The 23,717-nt window shown below is 48.9% G+C and carries 17 protein-coding genes; 9 read left to right on the plus strand and 8 right to left on the minus strand.

The genetic code is table 11. The annotated features are described in order from the left end of the window. Positions 1 to 269 precede the first annotated feature (269 nt). The 3 genes from BWI97_RS09485 to BWI97_RS09495 all read right to left on the minus strand — a co-directional run bounded on the left by BWI97_RS09485 (position 270) and on the right by BWI97_RS09495 (position 8,164). Entirely contained in the window at positions 270 to 1,346 is a 1,077-nt protein-coding gene (locus tag BWI97_RS09485) for a hypothetical protein (RefSeq protein ID WP_102200848.1), read from the minus strand. A 29-nt stretch (positions 1,347 to 1,375) separates the two neighbouring features. After that, complete coding sequence (locus BWI97_RS09490; protein WP_141217410.1) at positions 1,376 to 4,660, minus strand: hypothetical protein; 3,285 nt, start codon at positions 4,658 to 4,660, stop codon at positions 1,376 to 1,378. A gap of 513 nt (positions 4,661 to 5,173) precedes the next feature. After that, positions 5,174 to 8,164, minus strand: coding sequence for a prolyl oligopeptidase family serine peptidase (locus tag BWI97_RS09495; protein WP_102200849.1), 2,991 nt, complete (start codon positions 8,162 to 8,164; stop codon positions 5,174 to 5,176). A 183-nt stretch (positions 8,165 to 8,347) separates the two neighbouring features. Here BWI97_RS09495 and BWI97_RS09500 point away from each other — a divergent pair, with 183 nt between their 5' ends. Next, positions 8,348 to 10,114, plus strand: coding sequence for a CotH kinase family protein (locus BWI97_RS09500; RefSeq protein ID WP_102200850.1), 1,767 nt, complete (start codon positions 8,348 to 8,350; stop codon positions 10,112 to 10,114). Between the two features lie 73 nt (positions 10,115 to 10,187). Here BWI97_RS09500 and galU read toward each other — a convergent pair whose 3' ends face one another. Both galU and BWI97_RS09510 read right to left on the minus strand, forming a co-directional pair. Continuing rightward, positions 10,188 to 11,057: a UTP--glucose-1-phosphate uridylyltransferase GalU gene (gene galU, locus BWI97_RS09505; protein WP_094810575.1), complete on the minus strand. Its 870-nt coding sequence runs from the start codon at positions 11,055 to 11,057 to the stop codon at positions 10,188 to 10,190. A 213-nt stretch (positions 11,058 to 11,270) separates the two neighbouring features. Continuing rightward, a complete protein-coding gene (locus BWI97_RS09510; protein WP_102200851.1) occupies positions 11,271 to 12,266 on the minus strand; it encodes a mevalonate kinase in 996 nt (331 codons plus the stop codon). 208 nt (positions 12,267 to 12,474) lie between these two features. On the opposite strand from BWI97_RS09510, the gene BWI97_RS09515 reads away from it, so the two are divergent. From BWI97_RS09515 to BWI97_RS09525, 3 genes are all read left to right on the plus strand, one after another. Further along, positions 12,475 to 13,014 carry a TrmH family RNA methyltransferase gene (locus BWI97_RS09515; RefSeq protein ID WP_102200864.1) on the plus strand — a complete coding sequence of 180 codons (540 nt, stop codon included), beginning with the start codon at positions 12,475 to 12,477 and terminating at the stop codon, positions 13,012 to 13,014. Between the two features lie 31 nt (positions 13,015 to 13,045). After that, positions 13,046 to 13,510 (plus strand): histone H1/H5 family protein, HCT subfamily, encoded by a 465-nt coding sequence (locus BWI97_RS09520; RefSeq protein WP_102200852.1) that lies wholly within the window; start codon positions 13,046 to 13,048, stop codon positions 13,508 to 13,510. A gap of 75 nt (positions 13,511 to 13,585) precedes the next feature. Continuing rightward, positions 13,586 to 14,470, plus strand: coding sequence for an SMP-30/gluconolactonase/LRE family protein (locus BWI97_RS09525; RefSeq protein WP_102200853.1), 885 nt, complete (start codon positions 13,586 to 13,588; stop codon positions 14,468 to 14,470). A 142-nt stretch (positions 14,471 to 14,612) separates the two neighbouring features. On the opposite strand, the gene BWI97_RS09530 is transcribed toward BWI97_RS09525, so the two are convergent. Further along, positions 14,613 to 15,137, minus strand: a complete 525-nt coding sequence (locus BWI97_RS09530) for an acyl-CoA thioesterase (RefSeq protein WP_102200854.1) — start codon at positions 15,135 to 15,137, stop codon at positions 14,613 to 14,615. A 186-nt stretch (positions 15,138 to 15,323) separates the two neighbouring features. On the opposite strand from BWI97_RS09530, the gene BWI97_RS09535 reads away from it, so the two are divergent. Next, positions 15,324 to 15,950 (plus strand): DedA family protein, encoded by a 627-nt coding sequence (locus BWI97_RS09535; protein ID WP_094810567.1) that lies wholly within the window; start codon positions 15,324 to 15,326, stop codon positions 15,948 to 15,950. Positions 15,951 to 16,056: 106 nt separating this feature from the next. After that, positions 16,057 to 17,970 (plus strand): redoxin domain-containing protein, encoded by a 1,914-nt coding sequence (locus BWI97_RS09540; protein ID WP_102200855.1) that lies wholly within the window; start codon positions 16,057 to 16,059, stop codon positions 17,968 to 17,970. Positions 17,971 to 18,014: 44 nt separating this feature from the next. On the opposite strand, the gene BWI97_RS09545 is transcribed toward BWI97_RS09540, so the two are convergent. Beyond that, complete coding sequence (locus BWI97_RS09545) at positions 18,015 to 19,067, minus strand: tetratricopeptide repeat protein (RefSeq protein WP_102200856.1); 1,053 nt, start codon at positions 19,065 to 19,067, stop codon at positions 18,015 to 18,017. Between the two features lie 350 nt (positions 19,068 to 19,417). Continuing rightward, a complete protein-coding gene (locus tag BWI97_RS09550) occupies positions 19,418 to 20,032 on the minus strand; it encodes a class I SAM-dependent methyltransferase (protein WP_102200857.1) in 615 nt (204 codons plus the stop codon). A gap of 178 nt (positions 20,033 to 20,210) precedes the next feature. Here BWI97_RS09550 and pheT point away from each other — a divergent pair, with 178 nt between their 5' ends. The 3 genes from pheT to zapA all read left to right on the plus strand — a co-directional run bounded on the left by pheT (position 20,211) and on the right by zapA (position 23,629). Next, positions 20,211 to 22,640, plus strand: a complete 2,430-nt coding sequence (pheT, locus tag BWI97_RS09555; RefSeq protein WP_102200858.1) for a phenylalanine--tRNA ligase subunit beta — start codon at positions 20,211 to 20,213, stop codon at positions 22,638 to 22,640. A 56-nt stretch (positions 22,641 to 22,696) separates the two neighbouring features. After that, entirely contained in the window at positions 22,697 to 23,059 is a 363-nt protein-coding gene (locus BWI97_RS09560) for a hypothetical protein (RefSeq protein WP_146010903.1), read from the plus strand. Between the two features lie 288 nt (positions 23,060 to 23,347). After that, the gene (gene zapA / locus BWI97_RS09565) at positions 23,348 to 23,629 is read left to right on the plus strand and encodes a cell division protein ZapA (RefSeq protein WP_102200859.1); all 282 of its coding nucleotides are present in this window, start codon (positions 23,348 to 23,350) and stop codon (positions 23,627 to 23,629) included. Positions 23,630 to 23,717: the final 88 nt, after the last annotated feature.

A 23,717-nucleotide genomic window follows, 5' to 3' on the forward strand; every position in this document is an offset into this window, starting at 1 on the left:
ATATAAGAAGATCAATTAGACTTGGCGTGGATGAATTCTTTTTCTGAGAATCCTTTTATGGTTACCAAGATTATGATTGACTATATTGGACTAATAAGCATGTAGAAACCCTTATTGTCCTGCATTAAATGATTTATTTTTTATAGGTAAATAATTATGATCGTTTACTGTGGTATTTATAAAAGCATTTTAAAAAGTTTAGAATACCCTTTTAACGCAGAAAAGACCAGCAACATGCTGCTGGTCTTTTCTGCGTTAAAAGGACAATTTTAGGGTAATGCTACTTTTACCGCCGCCGGTTGTGAAATGTTCTCTAAACGGATCAGGTAAAGACCTGAGCTTAGTGAAGAGGCTGAAAAATTAACACGATTGTGTCCTTTTTCCAGCTCTAGTTGCTTCGAACTCAAGGTACGGCCTGATAAATCCATCAGGTGAACCGTAGCCAGGTTGGAAAGCTGCTCGTCACCGTAGTTGACCAGGACATGTACATTACGCGAAGGGTCCGTACTAGCCTTCAGCTGAATGCCTACGTAGTGATCCAGTTTAACCGACCGAACCTGACTCAGGGCGAAGCTTCCGTCTGTATCCACCTGTTTAAGACGATAATAGTGGGTCAAGGACGGATTCAAACCAGGATGGACGAACGAGTAGTTTTGCCGAGCCGTAGTGGTTCCTTTTCCCGTTACTGTACCTACCGATTCAAAGTCCTGGCCATTGGTTGAGTGCTGCACTTCAAAGAAAGCATTGTTCTTCTCCTGAGCCGTTGACCAGTCAAGCTGGGCATTATTGCCCGCTGCTTTCGCCGTAAAAGCGATCAGTGATACGGGAGTAGGGACTTCATTGATGGTACCGCTCGAACTAGGATTATCCGTTCCGACGTTGGTACCCGTATATCCGCCTGGATCTCCGTTTGCCTGATAGCCAACAATGCTACCTACTGTTCCTGAAGCTGTACCCGTAATCGTAAACACGGTGTACGAGCTTGCGGGAATAGTCAGGTTTTGGGAAATGTTAATTGTGTACGTCTGAGTAGCCGCATCCAGTAACGTGATCGTTGGAGTACCAAAATAATTGGCATTGCTCTCACCGGAAATGATCACTTGTGGATTGGCAAAGTGAGTCACGGTAATATTCACCTCGAAAGGCAGATTCGAAGGATTCGGCCAGATCATAGGGGCCGCTCCAGCATTACCGGCGTCAATGGAAAACGAAATGCTTTCACCATTTTGAAAGGGAGCAGAGCCATCACCTACGGTTCCGATGATGGTCGTTCCACCCACATCAGGATCCTGAGCAAATACCTGAACGGAAACGAGGAGAAGTACGAAAGCTATGATATTTTTCATGATTGTCAGTTTAAAAGTGAATCATTCGTTTAGGGATTGAACGTAATGGTTTCCTGATCGGAGTTGTTATTAGTGTTCGTCTCACCGCCGGAATTCGCAGCCACGGACGCGGTAAAGACGTAGACACCGCTATTACCTGCCGGAATAAAGTTGGCCGGAATATTCAGTCGTGAAGCACCGTTGGCAGGAATGCTATTCGTGGTGGTAAATACGTGGTTTACACCTGATATACCCTGATACGTCCAGCCATTGATTACGGTACCGGTACTAACGCCGATAGTCCAGTTCGCTGATCGTCTAATATTAAGCGTGATGGTGCCAGTGGTAGGATTACCCGCTAACTCCACTACAGTAGCACGAACCGTAATAGCCGTATTACCTGTAACGATCGAAGGCAGAATGACCACCGTAACGCCCAGGTCTGGAGCCGCATTACTCAGCCCACCAAACTCACTGGGTTTGTTATCCACGGCATCGGCAATACCATCATTGTCATTGGTATCTACCGGGCCATCTACCTTGCCATCATTGTTGGTGTCGGTTGAACCCTTACCATTTTCGACAATATCATTGGTGCCGTCACCGTCGCTATCAAGATCGTTATAATCCGGCGTACCATCGTTGTCCGTATCACGGGGAGCCGTAGTGCCCGGCGAGCCAAACACGGCATCATTGGTATCTGCACTATCCTGAATACCATCACCATCGGCATCCGGACCATCTACGACGCCATCATTGTTGCCATCGACCAGACCAGGCTTGCCACTTTCAACCAGATCCGAAACGCTGTCCTGATCGCTGTCAAGGTCTACATAATCCGGTTTGGTATCACCGTCCGTATCTTTTACTGGTGTGATCCCCGGAGATCCGAAAACCGTATCGTCCGTATCCGCACTATCCCGAATCCCGTCACCATCAGTGTCCGGACCGTCTACAACACCATCGTTGTTGGTATCCGTCAAGCCCGTCTTACCACTCTCAATCAGATCGGGGATACTGTCATTGTCGCTGTCCAGATCACGCTGATCCGTAATCGTATCACCATCGGTGTCTCTAGGCAGCGGCATGTTGGGCGAACCGAAGGCGGCATCATTGGTATCTACGCTGTCCTGAATTCCATCCTGATCGGCGTCTGGACCATCCACTACTCCATCATTATTCGTATCAGCGTAGCCCGTCAGACCACTTTCCTGAAGATCCGGAATGCCGTCATTGTCGCTATCCAGATCAAGGAAGTCAGGGATGCCATCGCCATCTGTGTCACGGGGGGTGTTGGTAGAAACGGGGTTAGCCGTGTCCAGTACACCATTCTGATTAGCATCGTTGTTGCCTACCGCAACGCCCGATTCGTACAGATCCAGAATGCCATCGTTGTCACTATCCAGATCCAGGTAGTTGGGAATGCCATCGCCGTCCGTATCCACATCAATGCCCTCAATGGTATCGGGAATACCATCGTTGTCACTGTCGGCATCACAGGCGTTGAAAATGCCGTCGGAATCCGTATCTACGAAAGGTGATTTGTTGTTCACCTGATTACAGCCATCGACGCAGTCCGGGGTACCATCGCCGTCGGAATCCAGAGCGTCATTGCCGGCAGGGCAGACGTCAAAGCAATTCGGTACGCCGTCGTTGTCATCGTCCAGGGAAGCCAGGGCGTTATAAATACGAATACGGCCTCCCAGGTTAACTCCTACCGGAGTATTAATCGTAATTCGAATCCGGTTATAGGGCAGGGTCGTTTTAAATCCAATCGTAGAGCGACCATCACGACCTGTAATCAAACTTAATCCCAGTAATCCACCCGCTGTGCGACTTTGCTGTTCGGTATCTCCGTTATAGGTGGTAATAACAATGTTATCCAATAGCCCCAGATTCAATAGGCCGCCCACGCGTTCGATGACAAAACCCGCGAAGGAATACCGGGGAATGGTATCCACATTAGCAGTGGTTCCGTTGTTGCGAATCGTCAGCTGAACCGAACCACCGATACTAACCGTTGGAAAAATATAGGTGGCGAAATCATTCGTATCGGCGTTCACTACGTTAGGGGTGTCATCAATAATTGGAACATTAAAAGCATTCGTCGTGGTGGAAGCAACAGCTCCTTTGAACCGGTTCTGGCTAGCCGTACTTACGAGCAAAGACCGACATTCGGCACAGGCGGAGCCACTTTCAAACGCATAGTAGATCAGCAGAGGTGAACTTAGCACATTGGCGGCAATGCCATTACGCTGTACCAGCCGTATCTCATTGTAGGGCTTCGTTGTCGTAATGGCTACTTCCTGAGCTGGGGTAGTATTGCTGCCCGAAAGCAGGCTCAGGCCCAGGAGACCCGTGCTACTGCTCAGGTTAACATCATCCTGAAGCTGACCGTGTAGATAGGTACGGATCGCCAGGCTATTCAGGACATCTGCACTTAAGAGACCCCCATTACTGACCTGGATTACAAAGCCAGCCTTACTACCAGCCGGATAAACCTGCTGCAGGCTGTTCACGCCGACAAAGGGAGCATTCGACAACAGACCTGTACCCACGGTAAGCGTCCAGGAAGCGGCTGTATTCTTATTGCCGTCAATGATGTTCTGGGGATCGGACAGGCCGGAAAGTACACCCGCTAGCCCGTTGGAATAATTCACCACTGTCTGATTACCTGCAATCTGATCGTAGCAAATGTTGTTGTTTTCCTTGAAGCCACAGCTGGGGTCAAAAGCAGTCGCATAATAAATCCGCAGCGACGAGGCCAGGGAAACACTCAACGTTTGAGGTTTATACAGACGAACTTCATTGAAAGGACGCGTGGTTTTAAAATTCAAGTAAACCCGTCCCGTCGAACTGCCCGCAATCACCGTGACGCCTACACCATTCGCAATTGTAAACGTTTCAGGAGCCGTGGCAGCATTACCATCATCGGTCTGAATGATAAAGCCGTTGAGCACATCCGCATTTACTAATCCAGAACCTCCTAGTTCTACTACGTACCCGGCGTGCCAGCCTGCTGGATAGGTCATTGCACTATTTCTGACACTCACACCTCCATTACCGAGCAGGGTTACGATATTAGAAATTTCTGCGTAGTCATTAAGATTGCCGTTGGTTAATTTATCGGGGGTATTCCCTGTAGAAAAGCCAACGGTTGCTACCGAACCACCCAGCGGAGCAGCGGTGACGCCAGCTCCAACAATGGGTTTGTAACAAAGCGAACCTTCCTGAGCATACGTCATTGAAGGTAACGTTAGTCCCAGTAATAAGGACAAGAATAGTGCTAGTAGTGGCCTGAAGTAAGCCGCTGATTGAGAGGTAGAAATTTTCATGTGTAATTTGGATTGTTAAACTAGATTATCAGCAACACGCATACCTGTTTCTCGATCGCCGGGACTCGGTCGTTCGGGAAAGGATATGTACCGATAACTCCTACGAAAATGAGTAGGAGACAAAAAAGCACCGATTACTAACTGGCGTTGATCGCAGTTAGACTAATCATCAGACGTTGCGGAGCCAGCAGGGACTGTAACGCAGAGAGGGATAGAGGGCGGGTGTGGACGTAAAATTAGTCATAGCGGTTACTAGGTTTACAAGAATTGGACGGTTAAAAAAAACTGACGGTTACTGCAAACGATAGATTCGAGGTGACTTTGGGGCGAAACAAGTAATTAATGGACAAATTAACACCTGTTAATGTAAGGCAAAGTAAATAAATACTTACAAATATATACGTAGATAAAACTTTATATTTTCAGCTTTTTTTTATTAAAATAACTATGCCAGTATAAAATGTTAATAAAAAAGCCGCCCCAATATGGGACAGCTTTTTTATTAAGGATCAACTAGTTATCAAAAAGAATTCGTTTTTCTAAGTGCTCTTCCAGTTGAGAACGTTCAATTCCCTTACTCCACCAATCTGGAGCGGGTTTGTTTTTGAGATGGTAATCAAAAAATTCCATCATTCGCATGGCGTAGTCCTTACGGTTGGGGAGTTTCGCCAGACCGTGGTTTTCTCCCTTATACTGGAAAAGTACTACTGGTTTTTTTAACCGGCGTAATGCAGTATAGTACTCAATACCTTGGGTAAAATCAACCGCACCATCGGCATCATTGTGTAATAACAGCAACGGCGTCTGAATATTCTTGACGTGGTGCAGCGGGGAGTTGCGGTAGTAAGCATCCCAGTTCTCCCAGGGAGCTACGAGCCGGCCCTGTGAACCTTCGAAAATCTGACCGTTGCTGGTACCTGAGTTCTTGTAAATCAGGTTATACATGGAAACCATGTCGGTCAGCGGAGCACCCGCCGCTGCCGCCTTGAACAGGTTGGTCTGGGTAATCAGGAAGCTGGTTTGGTACCCACCCCAGGAGTGGCCGTGAATCCCCATTTTGGTTTCATCAATGACGCCCGTTTTCAAAGCGGCCTTCACTGCGGGTAGTACACACCATACCGCCGACATACCCGGATCATTCATCTTGTAAACGATATCCGGAATGAAGACAGCGTATCCGTTAGACGTATATACATTTGGGTTCCAGCCCGTGCCGCTATAACCCGGATTGGTATACGCGTGCAGCGTTTGCGACAGCTTTTCGTAGTAATAGACAATCGTCGGATATTTCTTACCCGTTTCGTAACCTGCGGGCAGGAACAAGGCTCCCTGTAAGGTGTCGCCTTTGTCGGAAACGTAGTCTACTAGACGTACGCCAGAGCTCCAGGCATACTTTTCAAATTCCGGCGTATTCTTGGTTACCTGTTTCCCACTGGTCAGTTCCGGTGAAGTGGATACGAAATAATCCGTAGGCTTGGTAAAGGTTTCGCGGCTGAACACGTAGACGTTCGCTTTTTTCGCCTTACTCAGGTTACTGACACTGGCGTCTTCCCACAGCAGGGGTTTCACACCCGTAACGAGGTTTCCTTTCTTATCTACCTCAATGCGGCCAATGCCCGATTTCTTCGTAAACTCTCCGTACATCCGCACGTACAGGGGTTGTTTAAGGTTGATTCCCTTTTCTTCCGGGTCGAGCTTATAACGGGTCGTGTAGTGAATCTTTTCTTTCCGGCCGTTTTTCGTCAGGTTTACCGCTTCCTTACCATCCACGGAAACTTTCCAGATGTCCCAGACATCCCGCAGCAGCACGTACTTCGAGTCCGTAGACCAGCCCAGCATGGGTACCATAGGCTTCTTCTGGTTATGATCGTCTTCGGTATCGACAAAGCTGGTGGGGAGCTTTTCGGTCAGGTTCAGACTGGTTTTCGACGGAATGTCGTATACGTAGAAATGGCCGTCTTTGCCATACGTGAATTTCGTTCCGTCTTCGGAAGTCATCGGCGAACTGGCGTAGCTGGGCAGATATAGCTTTTCGATTACCTTGGTTTTAGCCCCTGTTTTCAGATCCACCACGTAAATATCGGCGTAGTTCTGTCCGTCCAGACTGGTCTCCAGTTCATAGGTTTGATCTTCCAGCCCAACGGCGTACAAATCCTTCGCGGCGGGACGAACGGTCATGAGCGTACTGTCCGTGAGACGAGTGAATTTCTTCCCATCGTACATCGCCAGAAAACTGAATTGCTTGTCCTGCATTTCCGTTACCTGTTGCCGCGATTGCAGACGCTTGTCCTGCCAGTTCCAGATGGTTACTTCGGGTTTGTCAATGTCGTCTTTACCTGAGCTGGGCACCGTACCGCCCCGTTGGGCTACGCGGGCCGAATCAGTTTTGACTTTCGCCAGAGCCTTTTGCAAATCTTCGATTGATTTGATCGTTGTATCGGCTTTGATTTTCGCCAGCTTCTGAGCTTCGCTTACGGGCGAAGGTTTAGGCTTCTGTACAGTATCTTTCTTGGCCTCCTTGGCTTCGGCTTCTTTCTTCGCCAAATCCTCTTTCTGAATACCAAAAAGCAGACGGCTCAGGTCTTCCGTCCAAGTAGGGCGACGGTTCGGACTGATTTTCATCTTCTTGGGAAAATTCAGACTGTCCTTGCCCGGATCGTACACCGTCAGTTCGGGAGTCGTGCCGCGTAGTTTCACGCCCAGTACGCTCAGTACATCCGTTTTGTATTTGTCGTTCTGGGTACCTTTCAGAGCGGCCAGACCGTCGCCTTTTTCCGTCCAGGTCAGCGACTGGTAGCGGGCTTTGTCATTGTCGATGATGGAAGTCAGACCCGTCGTCATGTTCCGCAAATGCAAGCCGTTACCCGCTTTTTCGGTCGCGTCAATGGTCAGAGCCAGCCAGTCTCCTTTTTTGTTAAAGTTCATATCGGCCACGTTACCGATGTTCTGCGTTTTGCCGCTGCTCAGTTCATACAACAGTAAGTCGCGTCCTTTCGGTGCCGTGGGCGTCATGGCGGGTGTAGCCGGACTCAGCAACAGAGCCAGGTGTGAGGCTTTTTCACCATTGAACGCAAACGAGCTAACGCGTTCGAATTCCGTTTTCTTCCGGTTCGCTAATTCAATCAGAAAAACCTTTTCCGGCAGGGGTTTGCCGGGCGTTTTACCCGCAGCCTTTTTTTCCTTGGCGGTCGGGAAAACCTTGAAGGCAAAAAAGCGTGAATCATCCGAATAACTCATCGGAACGAAAATGACGGATCCGATGGGATACCGGTACTGGGTGCTGTCCGTGGTTTTTTGGAGTACCAGCTCGGCGTCGCCTTCCGCTACGGACGACAAGACGTAAGCCATCCACTGGCCATCTGGCGAGAGCTGTGTTCCCCCGAAGTTCGAAATCGCCTTCCAGTTGGTCACGTCTTTCCAGGTAATCGGAGGTTTGGTTTTGGATTGTGTCCAGCCCGGTAGGTAGAGACCCAACAGCAATCCCAGCAGTAAGCATCTTTTCATACAATGAGAAAATGAAGTGAAATAGTAAACATACAAAGATTTGGCAGGCTCTGCCAGTAGTTCGGTAGGAACGGCAGAACGTATACGGCTCATGAGAGGGCAGACGTATAGTATTTTTGTGTAATAAGTGCGTAATCGTTAGATAATTAGCGTAGTTTTAAACGGTTCTAACTTTCAGCCAGTATGAAAAAAACGTTACCTGCTGCCCGGGCTTTTATCGGCCTGGTCTTTTCCTTGTTTCTAGTCAGTAAAACCCTGTCTGCTCAGGTAAATTTTACCTCCTCCAATCTGCCCATCGTAATCATCGATACGAAGGATGGGCAGGGGATTCCGGATGAGCCGAAAATACCAGCTACGATGAAGATCATTTATCGCGGACCGGGGCTACGAAATGCACTGACCGATACGCAGTACAATTACAATGGGGCGATCGGTATCGAGGTACGGGGAGCCAACTCCCAGGCCGCACCCAAGAAATCGTTCGGTTTTGAAACGCAGGAAGCCGACGGGTCCGAAAAAGAGGTGTCGCTGATGGGGATGCCCGCCGAACACGACTGGATTCTGTACGCTTCGGCGTATGACAATTCATTCATCACGAATGTACTGGGCTATAAACTTTCCAACCAGATTGGTCGCTACGCCAGTCGGAGTCAGTATGTAGAAGTGGTTCTCAATGGTTCGTACCACGGCTTGTACGTACTGGGCGAAAATGTGAAACGGGGGAAAGACCGCATCCCCATTTCCAGCCTGAAAGAAGATGACGTATCGGGCGATAAACTGACTGGTGGATACATCCTGAAAGTCGATGCTCCGGACGGAAATCATCGCTGGGGTTCGGCCTTCGGAGCCGAGTGCCGCAACGACGGGCGGGCCATCTTTGAGATTCATTATCCCAAAACGAAAAATCTCCAGACCGTCCAACGCGATTACATTCAGAATTACGTGACTCAGTTCGAAAACCTGCTTCACGCGAAAAACTTCAATCCGCAGACGGGCTATGCTTCCATGGCCGATGTACCTTCGTTCGCCGATTATTTTCTGATGACAGAGCTGAGTAAAAATTCCGATGGCTATACGAAAAGCACGTACTTCTACAAGGACCGGGACAGTAAGGGCGGCAAGTTGAATATGGGGCCCATGTGGGATCTGGATCTGGCGTACGGACGGGGTTTTTGCGATGGAAACGTACCGCAGGGCTGGGCTTTTGAAATGAACCTGGGCTGTACGCCGAGCGATCAGATTATGCCCTTCTGGTGGTCGTACCTGATGCAGGATACGCTGTTTGTCCAAACCTCGCAACGACGCTGGACGAACATCCGGCAGGGGGCTTTTGCTACGGCTCGCGTGATGTCGATGATTGATTCGCTACAGAATATTTTTCAGGAAGCCCACGCCCGTAACGCCATTCGCTGGAATATGGGCCAGAATCTGAACGCTGAAATCCAGGATCGTAAAAACTTCATTGCGGCTCGTTTCAACTGGATGGACCAGAATATCAGTGGCCTGGGCTATTACATCAAGCCGTATAACGCTACCGAGCTTTGCCCCGGAAACCCGGTGGTACTTCAGGGGAATAGTAGCTTCAACGTCATTCATTTCTGGAAACAGTCGAACGGAAGTGTCGTCTGGCAGGGAAAAGAATTCAGTCCCAGTACGGCGGGGTACTACATGCTGGAATTTAGCCACGCCTCGGGCAGCCGGATGTGTACCTATACCTTTACGAAAACCCTGACTCCACGCAACGATGGGAGTAATACCAGTCGGCAATCGGGACCCTGGGAGGAAGACAATACATGGAGTTGTGGGAAGCCACCCGTCCCCCTGCAAAAAGCGTACATCGTTTCGCCGCACGTGGTTCGGCTCAATAGTACGGCAGCCGCCAGCCAAATTGATGTAGCGTCAGAATCCCGGCTGATCTTGCTGCTCGATGCCCGATTCAACGCTCCCTAAGTTGCTTCAAAAAAGGAAAGAGCAGGCACACCGCCTGCTCTTTTTTTAATACAAACCATCAACCAACAATAGATTACTGTTCGTATTGCTGAATGACTTCTTTCAGAAACGCCAGGAATGGTTTTTCAAACTCTTTCCGTTTCAGGGCAAATTCAACCGTGGTTTTCAGGAAGTCGAGTTTGTTGCCGATGTCGTGACGTTTGCCTTCGATGCGGTGGCTATAGACGTTTTCCCGCGAAAGAAGCAGTAACATGGCATCCGTTAGCTGTATTTCACCACCTTTACCCTTGGGCGTTTGCTCAATCATCCGGAAAATCTCAGGCGTCAGAATGTACCGTCCCGCGATGGCCAGATTCGACGGAGCCTGACCTAAAGCCGGTTTTTCTACCAGCGTTTCCAGCTGCATGATCGAATCGCTGAGTTCTTTTCCACCGACAATACCATAGCGGTTTACCTTATCGGTAGGAACCGTTTCTACAGCAATAACCGAACAGCGATAGGTTTCGAAGGTATCCATCAACTGCTGCGTAACGGGAATGACCGAGTCCATAATGGTATCGCCGAGGAGTACAGCAAACGGTTCATTCCCCACGTGGTGACGGGCGTAATAGATGGCATCTCCGAGTCCATTAAGTTCTTTCTGGCGAACAAAGTGGATGTTGGCCATATCCGAAAGCCGACGCAATTCGTGCAGCATTTCGTCTTCTTTTTCAGCCAGTCGGGTTTCAAGTTCAAAGTTCCGGTCAAAGTGATCTTCAATCGAACGTTTGCCTTTCCCCGAGATGATCAGAATATCTTCAATGCCCGAATCAACCGCTTCCTGCACGACGTACTGGATGGTCGGCGTATCGATAATGGGCAACATTTCTTTGGGTTGTGCCTTGGTGGCGGGCAGAAATCGCGTACCAAAACCGGCCGCTGGAATGATCGCTTTTTTAATCATGAGTGTGGAAAAAAAGAGGAGGGGTGGGAGGTGTTTAGCGTTTGGGAGTTTAACCACAGAGTTAAAATAGAGTATAAGTTGTTAAAATAGCTTGATTAAACGTTGTGTTTTCCTGCCGTACTAATGAGAGCAGGGAATATTTAACTCCGTTTCCTCTGTGCCCAACTCTGCGTAACTCTGTGGTTCATAAGTAAACTCAAAACAACCAACGCATCACATCACATACGGTTTAATGACCCTGGCGTTTAGTTTTCGTAATTCGACAAACAGGCGGTTCAGCATTTCGTCGTCCCGGTACAGACCGATGATACTGCCGCCCGAGCCCGTAAACGAAGCGGAAGCTCCCAATTTACGAGCCGTTTCGATCATCTGAATGTTGACCGGATGAATGTTATAAATGCGAGTCCGGAAATCAAAATTCTGATTCACCAGTTCGTGTAACGTTTCGTAGTCACGCCGTTCGATGGCTTCTTTACCCAAAGTCGCCAGATTGGCAATGGATTGCAGCGTTTCGTATACCAGCGGCTCACCCCGGTCAAAACGGGCCCGAACGTCGTTATGGACCTTGCCCGAAACCTTGCTCATGTCAGTATTGTAAGCCAGGTAAAGCTTCGGCAACTGAGTTGGATTAATGCGTTCGTACTCGCCGTAGCCGCGGCTTTGCACGAGTTCTTTGGCAAAATCCATATACACACAGCCTTCGTAACACTGAATCACCCGATCCTGTAGGCCGGCAGTAATCCCGAGTTCTTCGGTTTCCGCCTGTAAGACCAGCGTAGGCAGATACTCAAGCGGAATGTCCACCTCATAAAATTGCATCAGGGCCCGCATGGTAGCTACAATAATGGCACTCGATCCGGACAAACCGACCTGTCGGGGAATGGAACTGCTATAGCGAATGGTGAAATTCCGGTTAGGGAGCCGGATGCCCTGTTCCCCGCAGTACAGCGTAAACTTACGAATGGCGGCTTTGATGAGGGGAATACCGCCATTGTACCCAATTTGTCCGACGGTATCACAGAGGTGAAAAATACTGCGGAAGGTGTTGGCATCGGCCTCCTGCTGTTCAATATGAAGCTCCGGTGATTGCCATAAGCTAACGGAAGCCCCAAAATTTCGGACGGTGATGGATAGCGTTTTTCCAAAAAAACCGTCCGAGGGATTTCCTAAAAGTCCGGCCCGGGCGTACGCTCGCGTTTCAATCAGCACTGGTTGATAGGTTTGTAAGATGAGTAATCTGGTTTCAGTAGCGATCCACCTCTTCAGAGAAACGCTGGAATCATTTTTGGCGGGACGTTTTCCTGAAAATGCCCGGGTACTACCGCAATCTGCCCGGAAGTTTACGAACTTTAGGCCAAAATGGTACGGTCGTTCGCTGAAAAAGACCCGGCTTATGACCGTACACCCTGATTTTTGTATGCGAAAACTTTCAATGGATGAACTCGACCGCCTGTCAGTCGAGGAATTCAAGGCCGCGGAAAAATTTCCGTATTCCGTGTTACTCGACGACGTTCGGAGCTTAAATAACGTAGGTTCCGTCTTTCGTACGTCCGATGCTTTTCGGGTGTCTACGGTATATTTAGGGGGAATTACGGGTACACCCCCGCACCGGGATATTACGAAAACGGCTCTCGGAGCCGACGAATCCGTACACTGGGAACACGTACCTGATGCGGTTGGTTTCTGTAAAGATCTGAAAGCGAAGGGCGTACGCATTGTAGCGGTGGAGCAGGCCGAGGCTAGCGTGGGCTTGCCCGATTTTCAACCCGAACCCGGTGGCGAATATGTTTTCGTTTTTGGGAATGAAGTTTTTGGAGTGAATGATAAAATCATTGAAATTGCCGACCTATGCCTGGAAATTCCCCAGTACGGCACGAAGCATTCGCTCAACATTGCCGTAACGGTTGGAATCGTTTGCTGGGATTTTGTCCACAAGCGACTGGCTGCGAAGGAATAACAGAACTACCCAATTCATAATAAATCTCTTCATGAAACCCGACAAGAAGCTTACCAACGAACTGGCCTCTACGCTTACTGAAAAACTGAGTGGTCTGAACGCCAAACACGGCAAAAAACTGTCGAAACAAATTGAAAAAGCTGCGGAAGACTTAGCGAAAAAATTTGCTAAACTTCAGCAGAAGGAGAAAGAAAAAGACGAGAAATCAGCGAAAGACGCTAAGAAAAAATTAGGCAAACAGGCGAAAAAGACCTCTTCCAAATCCGTAGAGGTACCTTCAAAAAAAGAAGAGGCCCCCGCTGAACCGAAAAAGGAGTCAACGCCCGCTGCTTCGCAATCGAAAGCTCCGGCGGCTCCAAAGACGCCTACGCGTTCAACCAAAGCTCCCGCTGCTAAAAGTGCCAAGGTACCCGCAACGGCCAGCAAAAGTGAAGTAGCTACGACGAATGATAGCGTCGAGCCGACCGATATTGAAACGCCCGATATGCCTCACTAAGAGCCAATCGCTGACGAATAAAAATGGAGGAGCCTCACTAGCTCCTCCATTTTGTATGCACTAATTTTTTGCCTTATGTTCCGTATTCTTCTGTTACTGCCGGTGCTTTTCGTGGCCTGTGCCCGCAAACCGGCTTCTTCCCAGTCTTCAAACCTCTACCAAAGCAGTGACTTCACCGCTGAGAATCAGTTTAGCGGGAACATCGAAGGCCCCAGTTTCGACGCGGCAGGGAATCTGTACGTAGTCAACTTCAAACAGGATGGTACCGTCGGTAAAATCAATGCTCAGGGACAAGGGGAAGTGTTCGTAACCTTACCGAATAAGAGTATTGCTAACGCCATTCAGTTTAACTCGAAAGGCGAAATGTTACTGGCCGATTTCGTGAATCATAACATTTTAAAAGTGAACATGCAGACGAAAGAAGTAAGCGTGTTTGCCCACGATGATCGGTTCAATCAGCCCAATGACATTTGCATCACGAAGAAAGATGTGCTGTACGCTTCTGATCCGAAATGGAAAGACAATACGGGCCAGCTCTGGCGAATCGATCCGGATGGCAAGACGACCCGGCTACTGGAAAACCTGGGTACTACCAACGGAATTACATTGAGTCCCGACGAAAAAATCTTGTACGTCAACGAAAGTGCTCAGCGGAAAATCTGGAAGTACGATTTAGATGCTCAGGGCAATGTGCAGAATAAACAGCTTTTCCACGAATTCACGGATTTCGGCATGGATGGCATGAAGTGCGATCAGAAGGGAAATCTGTACTGCACCCGGCACGGCAAAGGCGTCATTGCGATTCTGAGTCCGCAAGGGAAATTGCTACGGGAAGTACCGCTCAAGGGCAAAAGTTGTAGTAATCTCGTTTTCGGAGGAAAAGATAAAAAGACCGTATATGTTACCCTTCAGGACCGCCGAGGAATGGAGCAGTTTCGGGTAGAAACTCCCGGAAAATGAAGTACGCAAGCGACGGTTGAAAAGGCATTCGTTGGCAGCGTTTCAGGCAGGTTTGTATTCGGGAAATGGAATGTTTTTCCTGATTCAAACGTCCGCTTGAAACGCTGCCTTTTATTTTGGTTACCGTCTTTCCAGGAAAAGCTTAGGCTTGCAGTTCGAATAATTTAGCCAGCTCCGTTGCTTCAGCGGGCATCATCCGTCCGGCCAGAACCAGACGTAATTGACGGCGACGAAGGGCGGCATCGTACAGCGATTTTTCCTCGTCCGTCTGCGGCACTACTTCCGGAATATCCGTCGACGGTTTTCCATCGGCACCTACGGCCACGAAGGTATAAAAAGCCCGGTTTGTCATGAAGCGTTCACCGGCCGGAATATTCTCCGCGTGTACGTCGATGAATACTTCCATGGACGAATTGAACGCCCGCGTCACGAAGGCCCGCAGCGTAATGACACTACCCAGGGGAATCGGGTCTTTAAACGCTACGTTATCCACCGAAGCCGTAACGACCACGTGGCGGGAATGCTTCTGGGCGGCAATTGCACCGCAAATATCCATCAGACGTAACAGGTTTCCCCCCATCAGATTACCCAGATTATTGGTATCGTTGGGAAAGACCATTTCAGTCATGGTCGTCAGGGATTCGGAGGCAAATTTGGACTGAGTCAAAGCAGTGAATGTTCAGAATCAAGATTCAACGTTGATGAAGCAGCAGGCTCCGGCAGAACCGGGGGCCGACGAAGCAATCGAACGATCGGCTTACCAACCGCTCGTGTAGTTTACGGTAAAATTCGCTGGAATGAATCGGCTATACCAAACAACTCCGCTAAATTCGTCGAAAATTAGTAGCAAGCCATGAATTTGCCAGACTGGTTAACCTTTTTAACGGATTCCCGGGAGATTATTCAAACCGGTGGCCTGGTGGCCATCACCTTAATCGTTTTCGCGGAGAACGGTTTATTCTTTGCCTTCTTTCTTCCCGGCGATTACTTACTTTTTCTGGCGGGCGTATTCTGCGGAACGGGCGTACTAAACGCGACCCTGCCTGTACTACTAGCCTGTATTCTGGGAGCGGCTGTCTTTGGTTCGCTGACAGGGTATCTCTTTGGAAAGTACTTCGGTGGTAGGCTAGAAAACCGGCCCGATTCCCTGTTTTTCAAGAAAAAGAACATCGAAACGACTCGTCAATATTTTTTGAGATATGGTTCCAGTGTTTTGATTATCAGTCGATTTTTGCCCGTGGTTCGTACGTTTGCACCGATTTTATCGGGTATGATCAAGCTCGATTTTCCGCATTTCATGACGTATAACGTCATTGGTGGAGCCCTCTGGACAATTCTGCTTTCGGGCGGTGGGTACTATCTGGGCGAGAAGTTTCCCGGTATTATTAACTACGTGCATTACATCATCATTTTCTTCCTGGCCGTCACGACGTTTACAGTCGTTAAAGGTTACCTGAATGCCCGTCGGGATATGAAGTAGGCGAATAGGTTGAATGCATAGTCAAGAGGTTTTGAAGAAGGGGTATTTCAGAAGATGCTGAAAAGAGGTATCTTTCGAAGTACCCCTTTCAAATAAAACCTTACCTATGAAACGAATCTTACTCCGGCTGGTAGCCACGTTGTTGGTACTAACCCCCGGCTTCTCAAAAGCTCAGTTCGACGCTCCTAACCTCAGGATTACCCCTGCCAGACCCCAACCCGGCCAGTCGGTTCAGGTAGTGTATACCCCGACCGAAGCGAAACTGGTTGCCAGCCCCCTGATCGAGGCTACGGCTTATGTCTTGTCAAGCAAGAATCCCCTGGCTCTAACGATTCCACTTTCCAAAAAAGATAAGCATTGGGAAGGGGCGTTTGTACTTCCCAAAACGGCTTTGGTAGTGGCGTTCGATTTTTCTAATGGCCGAAAAGTCCACGATACCAATGCCGAACAAGGGTATCTACAGCTTTTGTATACTAATGACCAGGTGCTGCCGGGTAGTCGGGCGGCTGCAGCCGTGTGGCTGAATGAGTGGGCTGACAATATCCTGGAACTTGAACCCAATCCGGAGACCATTCATAGGCTGTTTGAAAAGGAGTTTCAGGAAAATCCAGCTACCAAACCTCGTTTTATTTTTCCCTACGTGTACTCTCTGAACAACCGTACGGATCAGGCTTTGCTCAAAAGTGAAGCCGCCCGACTGGCCCGGCAACCCAAGCTTACGGAGGACGAGATGAAAGCACTCATCCTGGCTTATCAGAAGTTAGAACAACCCCAGGAGGCTCAGAACTACGAAACGAAGATACGCACTGCCTTTCCCAAAGGAACGGCGGCCCTCCGAAGCATCTATAAAACATTCAGTGAGGAAAAAGACCTTACTAAAAAAAGAGCGATCTGGGGAAAGGCAAAGCAGCAGTTTGCAGGCGTACCGGAAGCTAATTTCTACATCAGTTACATGGCTAGCCAACTCGCTACGGCCTATGTTGGAAAGGGCCAATGGGAAGTACTGAAAACACTGGAGAAACAACCTGATTTCGCAGCTCCCATTGCCACCGCCTACAATTCCTACGCCTGGGAAAAGGCCGAAGCGGGCGAAAATCTGCCCCAGGCCGAGCGTCTTTCCCTGAAAGCATCTGAATGGGCGAAAAACCAACTGGATAAACCCCGGTCTGGGACGGATGAGTCCTATCTGACGGATGCAGCCATTCGGAAAAATCGGGAGAATACGTATGCTTATTACGCCGATACGTATGGGTTTATTTTGATGAAGCAGGGAAGATTAGAGCCCGCTCTTGAGGCGATGAAACAAGCGGCTGTCACTTACGGAAAATACGAGGAGCCCGATATCACCCAGCGGTACGTTGAAGCACTCGTGCAGGCCGGACAGTCTGCTCAGGCATTACCGGTGCTGGAGGCGGCTCTGCGTAAAGGCAAAGGAACGCCGAAAATAGAAGAATTATTCAAACAAGTCTACACCCAGGAAAAAGGTGTGGCTGACTACGATACCCACTGGGCAGGTATCAAAAAGGAAGTGGCGGATCGCGTGAAGGCTACTTTGCAGGAAATGATGATCCGGAAACCCGCTCCAGCCTTTACACTTACGGATCTGGAAGGGAAACCCGTTAGTCTGGCTTCCTTACAGGGGAAAATAGTCGTGGTAGATTTCTGGGCTACCTGGTGCGGTCCCTGTATTGCGTCTTTCCCCGGTATGCAGAAGGCCGTAACGCGGTATGAAAACGATCCGGATGTTGCTTTTCTATTCGTGAATACCTGGCAAAAAGAAGCGGATAAGCAAAAGAATGCGGCTGACTTCATCGCTAAAAACAAGTACAACTTTCGGGTGGTACTGGACGATACCGATGAGGTGGTTACGCGTTTCAAGGTAAGCGGTATCCCTACCAAATTTGTACTGGATAGAAAGGGCCAGATTCGTTTTAAAAGCTCAGGCTTTACTGGCAATGCCGAAGCCACCGCTGAGGAAGTGAGCCAGATGGTTGAAATGTTACGGGAAGAAACGAAATAACTAGTCTGCTAACGAAGAAAGGCCGGTTACCCGGCCTTTCTTCGTTAATTCTGACAATGTTTCTTTAACAATTTCGTCGCTTCTTTTTCTCCCGCTCGTTCCAGAAGTTTCCAGTCCTGGCACGCTTCCGGCAGACGGTTTAGTTTGTAGAAGGTAGCGGCCCGGTTGAAACGAATCGATACGTTGCCGGGATCTAATTCAATACACTGATTGAATACGGCCAGTGCCTGATCGTACCGCTGTCGATTATAGTGTTGTAAGCCCGTTTCAAACAAATCTTTCGCTTTTAACGCCTTGATGTCATCCAGGGTGAGTTGCCGATTTTCGGGGATGCCGTACGGAAACTCGTAATTCACCTGCACCCGTACTGGCTTGCGGCCAACGGTCGCGGGAATCCACATGCCTTCAGAAGCTTTAATGGCCGTTCGCAGGTTATCGTCCATTTTCGGGTCCGAACTCTCCACGATTTGAATATTTTCAATCCGGCCCGTACGATTCACAATGAAACTCACCCGAAAGCGATCCCGACGCGGACGAGCCAGCTGCCGGAACGCATCTTCGATATACGTATAGGAATTCTGGTATGTTTCGTAGAAACTGCTGTCAATCAGCCGCGTACGGAATTTGGGGAAGATTGTTTCGTTCATGACGTAGAACGTATCCCGATCAAAGCGGGCGGCGGGCAGAACGAATTTCTTGCGAATGTAATCGTCGTAACTGGTGGCTTCCTGACGGGCACAGATAAACCGAAGCTGATCAGTACGCATGACGGAGGAAGTCTGCTCGGAAAGCTGTAATTCGTAATCCGTGAGTTTATCGATCGTGTAGGTGGCGTTTTCTGCCGTACGAATGCGGTTACCACTCAGCGTGTAGCTTACCGTAGTGGCCTTCTCATTGGTATAAAACCGTAGTCGCCGATCTTCAAAAACAAAAACAATATTGGACTTATCGACTTCAGCGTCACTCATCATTTGGTACCCGTTGCGGTATTCAACCCGTTTCGCTACCCAAACACCTTTGAGCTTTTCTTTATCAATATCCTGAGCCAGTAAAGACTGGGAAAACAAAAAAAACAACAACAAACAAAACGGTTTCATGGCAGTCGTTTTGGATCTATCTTAAGGTCGTGAGCTGGAAAATATTTTCGCTGCTCCGGTCCGGCCATACCAGCCAGTGGCCGAAAATGAACGACTCCAGGGACTTCGACAAATATAGTTTTTTCAATTAACGAAAATTAACGTAATCTGATGAAGAATTACCCGGCTGTCAACCGCCTTTACCAACATCCGTTTCCCTGGGGAGAAGAAAGGACTGTAAAAGACAGGATGAGCAAATAAACGTTTGTACCAGTGTTTTTATACCACAAACTAGAAGAAAAAATACGTAGAATGGTACAAAAAGATTGGACAGTGGGGCAAGATACGACATAAGCCGGGCTTTTTGGGCATCAAAAATGACATTTCCAGTAGTAAAAGGTGCCCAGTCGCGTTGCAATCTGGTACGGAATCAGCACGGTAGAAAAGCCTGCCTGAGCTAATAGTTCCGGCCAGCGACCCGCCGGGCCCAGTCCGTTCTGGGTCGGGTCGATCCAGTGGACGAGGCGTCCCAGTACCCGTTGCGTTGGGCCTTGGGATGGACCCCAGTCACCCAGCCAGAGCGTGCCACCGGGCTGGAGAATCCGTCGAATTTCCTGAAAGTAAAACAGCGATTCTTCGACTGAAAAATGTTCAAAAACCCAGGTGCTCGTTACGGTACCAAACCGCTCGCCCGCGTAGGGCAGGGGTCCGGAAGCGTAGTAATCGACGGGTACGGATTTTCGACGACTCATCCGAACCATGTAAGGGTCGGTATCCAGCCCACGAATGGTTTGCTGCGGATGGGTCTGCTGTAACTGTTGAAGGAAATTACCCGTACCACAACCAAAATCCAGTAAGGGCTGATGGGCGTCAATATGTTCGATGAGATAGGAACGAATCTTACGTTCGGGTACGCCTAGCCACAGGGCCCACTCGTACGCGGGCGTCAGGAATGAATAACCAAGGGCAGGGTGGGGGTTGGACATACAAAATCAGAGAAAAGCAGGGGCTTAAAACTTGGCATGGAAAACAAAAGAGAAACGTACTTTTTGATGAATTTAAGCGAATTCTAATAATCCTTCTGTTCCCTTTTTCAAATTAGTTATTTTTGCAAATCGGTCTGGCTGTAAAGGACCTTTTCCAAGTGATTGTACCCGAAGTACTATGAATATTTCCCTTAATTGGCTCAAACAATACATTTCCCTGACCGAGTCGCCCGAAGAATTAGACCAGTTACTGACGGGCTGTGGCCTCGAAGTGGAAGAAATCGAACGCATTGATTCCGTACCGGGTGGTTTGCAGGGCGTGGTGATTGGCGAAGTATTGACGTGTGAGCCGTTTACCGTCAAAGAAAAACAATTACACCTGACCACCGTCGACATTGGTACGGGGGAACCCACGACCATCGTTTGCGGAGCTGCGAACGTCGCCGCGGGTCAACGCGTGGTCGTCGCTACAGTAGGAGCCACCATTTATCCAACGAATGGCGAACCGTTTACCATCGGTAAGCGTAAAGTGTACGGTCACCCTTCCGAAGGGATGATTTGTGCCGAAGACGAGCTGGGTCTGGGTACCAGCCACGCGGGAATCATGGTACTCACCACCGATCTCCCCAACGGTACGCCCGCAGCTACTTACTTCAAACTGGAACCGGATTACCGCATTGTGATTGGCCTGACGCCCAACCGGGCCGATGCCGCTTCGCACATTGGCGTAGCCCGCGACCTGAAAGCACTGTTACACCGGGATATTAAGCTGCCTTTTGCGGATAACTTTTACGCCGCCAACAATCAGCATCCGATTGACGTAGTGGTGGAAAATACCGAAGCTTGTCCACGGTTCTGTGGGGTTACGATTGACGGGGTGAAAGTGGCGGAATCGCCTGACTGGCTCAAGCAATCGCTGCTGGCCATTGGTTTGCGACCCATCAACAACATTGTCGACATAACCAACTTCATCTGCCACGAGCTGGGTCAGCCGATGCACGCCTACGACTGGCACGAACTGGCCGGACAGAAAATCGTGGTGAAAACCATGCCGGAAGGGACGAAATTCGTGACGCTCGACGGAATCGAACGGACGCTTTCCAGTGAAGACCTGATGATCTGCGATGCTGAAAAACCCGTGGGAATTGCGGGCGTATTTGGTGGACAGGAATCGGGCATCAAGGAAACGACGACGCGGGTGTTTCTGGAAGTGGCGTACTTCTCACCGGACTGGGTACGGAAATCATCCATGCGACATGGCCTGAAAACAGACGCCAGTTTCCGATTTGAACGCGGAACGGACCCCAATTTCAAGCTGTACACGCTCAAGCGGGCGGCACTGCTCATGCAGGAACTGGCCGGCGGAAAGATTACGAGTGAAATTACGGATACGCATCCGGCTCAGTTCAAACCCGCTCAGGTGCTGATGAGCTACCGGAATATTGACCGCCTGATCGGACAAAAAATTCCGCATGAGCAAATCCACCAAATTCTGACGGATCTGGATATTAAAGTCTGGAATGGTACGGAAGAAGGCTTCACGGCTTCGATTCCGGCTTATCGCGTGGACGTAACGCGGGAAGCGGACGTGATTGAAGAAATCCTGCGGATTTACGGATTGAATAATATCGGCTTGTCGGCTAATCTACGCACCGACTATCTGGCGAAGTTCCCCGAGCCTTCCAAAGACCGGGAACGCGTTCCGTTCAAAATTTCTCAGTTGCTGGCCGGAGCTGGTTTTCAGGAGATTTTCACTAATTCATTGACGAAACCGGCCTACGCGGCCAGTATAAAAGATAGTCTGCCTGGTGAAGATGTCGAGATTCTGAATAAATTGAGCGAAGATTTGGGTGTAATGCGGCAAAGTATGCTATTCTCCGGCCTGGAAGCTCTGGCCCATAACGTCAACCGGCGTCAACGGGATCTGAAGTTTTTCGAGTTTGGGAAAACGTATCACAAGATGCAGCCTCACCAGTACGTCGAGAAACCGCACCTGGCTCTGTATCTAACCGGAAACATCGTTTCGGAGAGCTGGCAGCAGAAAAGTCGGCCCGTAGCTTTCCACGATCTGGTTAGTACGGTGAACCGGATTTTCAAAAAGATGGGTGTGAAAGGCCTGACTACGCAGGAAGTAGAAACCGGAAACGTGTGGGCGTATGGTTTGCAGTACCTCAAAGGAAAACAAGTACTGGCAACCATCGGTTTAGTACGCAGCGATTTGACCAAGCTGACGGATCTGAAACAGGCGGTATTCTTCGCTGATCTGGATTGGGCCGCTTTGCTGGATCATTACACCACGGAAGTGACGTTCCAGGAGATTTCGAAATTCCCCGAAGTACGCCGTGATTTGTCGCTGGTACTGGATAAAACCATTAGCTTTAAACAGATTCAGGAAGTCGCTTTCAAGTATGAGAAAAACCTCCTGCAAAGTCTGAACGTATTTGATATTTACGAAGGGCCTAATCTGGGCGAAGGCAAAAAGTCGTACTCGGTAAGTTTCACTCTGCTGGATGCTTCGCAAACGCTGACGGATAGTCAAATCGACAAAACCATGAATCGACTGATGCTTGGTTTTGAAAAAGAATTAGAAGCTGTCATTCGAAAATAAGTTTCAGGGTACGGGAAGCGATTTCCGTACCTCCAAACGCTAAACGTACCATACCCTTGATGAATCCCCTGGATACCTCCCGCTCGGCGGATGAACTGGAAGAACGTCTGCGTGCCAAAGGCCAGCATCTGGAACTGAAGATACGCACGCTCATTTCCCAGATGGAGCAAATGAATATGATCTTGCAGGACAAACAACGGGAGCTGGAAGGCCTACATTCGTTGTTGAAGGAGCGGGATGAAATCATCAAAAAGCAGAAAACGGAACTTTCGGACTTGCGGAAACGCAGTGAGCAAAAAGGCCGGATGAGCCGGGTTGCTCTGGATTCACTGAACCCGGATAATCCCGAAGCGTTGCGTATTCAGGTTGATCATTTCATTCAGGAAGTGGACAAGGCCATTAAAAAATTATCGGAATAGCGATTTAAAAGGAATTGCTGTACCAAAGAAAAGTGAAGCCAAATCAGAGGGTGTAAGGGTAAAAAAGAACCGATGGCCCAAGTGAAAATAGGATTAAAGCCTATAATTTATTGCGAAAAGCCAATCATTCGGAATGAATAGCCCACACAACATTTGCATAATTTCACTTTTAAGTACTAAACTTGTAAAAGTTTAGATTGTAATACAGGCCATCTGACCGGCTCAACCGCCGATTAAAAGACCGAAGAAAATGCAGTTAGAGCGATAATAAGCCATAACTACTTTTGCATGGGAACGAATCGTACCATCCACATACAGCTTGCTGGCACGCAATACGAAATGACGATTCCGAAAGAAGATGAACTCTACATTCGGGAAGCGGCTAAACTATTGAATCAGCAAATGCAGCAATTACTCGAGAAGGAAAATGTTCACAGCATGCACGAGCGGATGACCCGTGTGATGCTTTTTTGCATGGTTACTAATCTGAAGCTCAATGCCTTACAGCATCAGGCTTTTGCTCAGCTCGAAATGATGGATGAATTAGTCAATCCGGTACTGCGGAATTGATTGATACACTAGAGATCCCTGTTTTTCTTCACTTTTAACGGTCTCCGGCAGAGGGCTGTTTGGTTTCACTATTATTTAACCATACAGA

This window comes from Siphonobacter sp. BAB-5405 (assembly GCF_002872335.1).
Taxonomy (GTDB): Bacteria; Bacteroidota; Bacteroidia; order Cytophagales; family Spirosomataceae; genus Siphonobacter.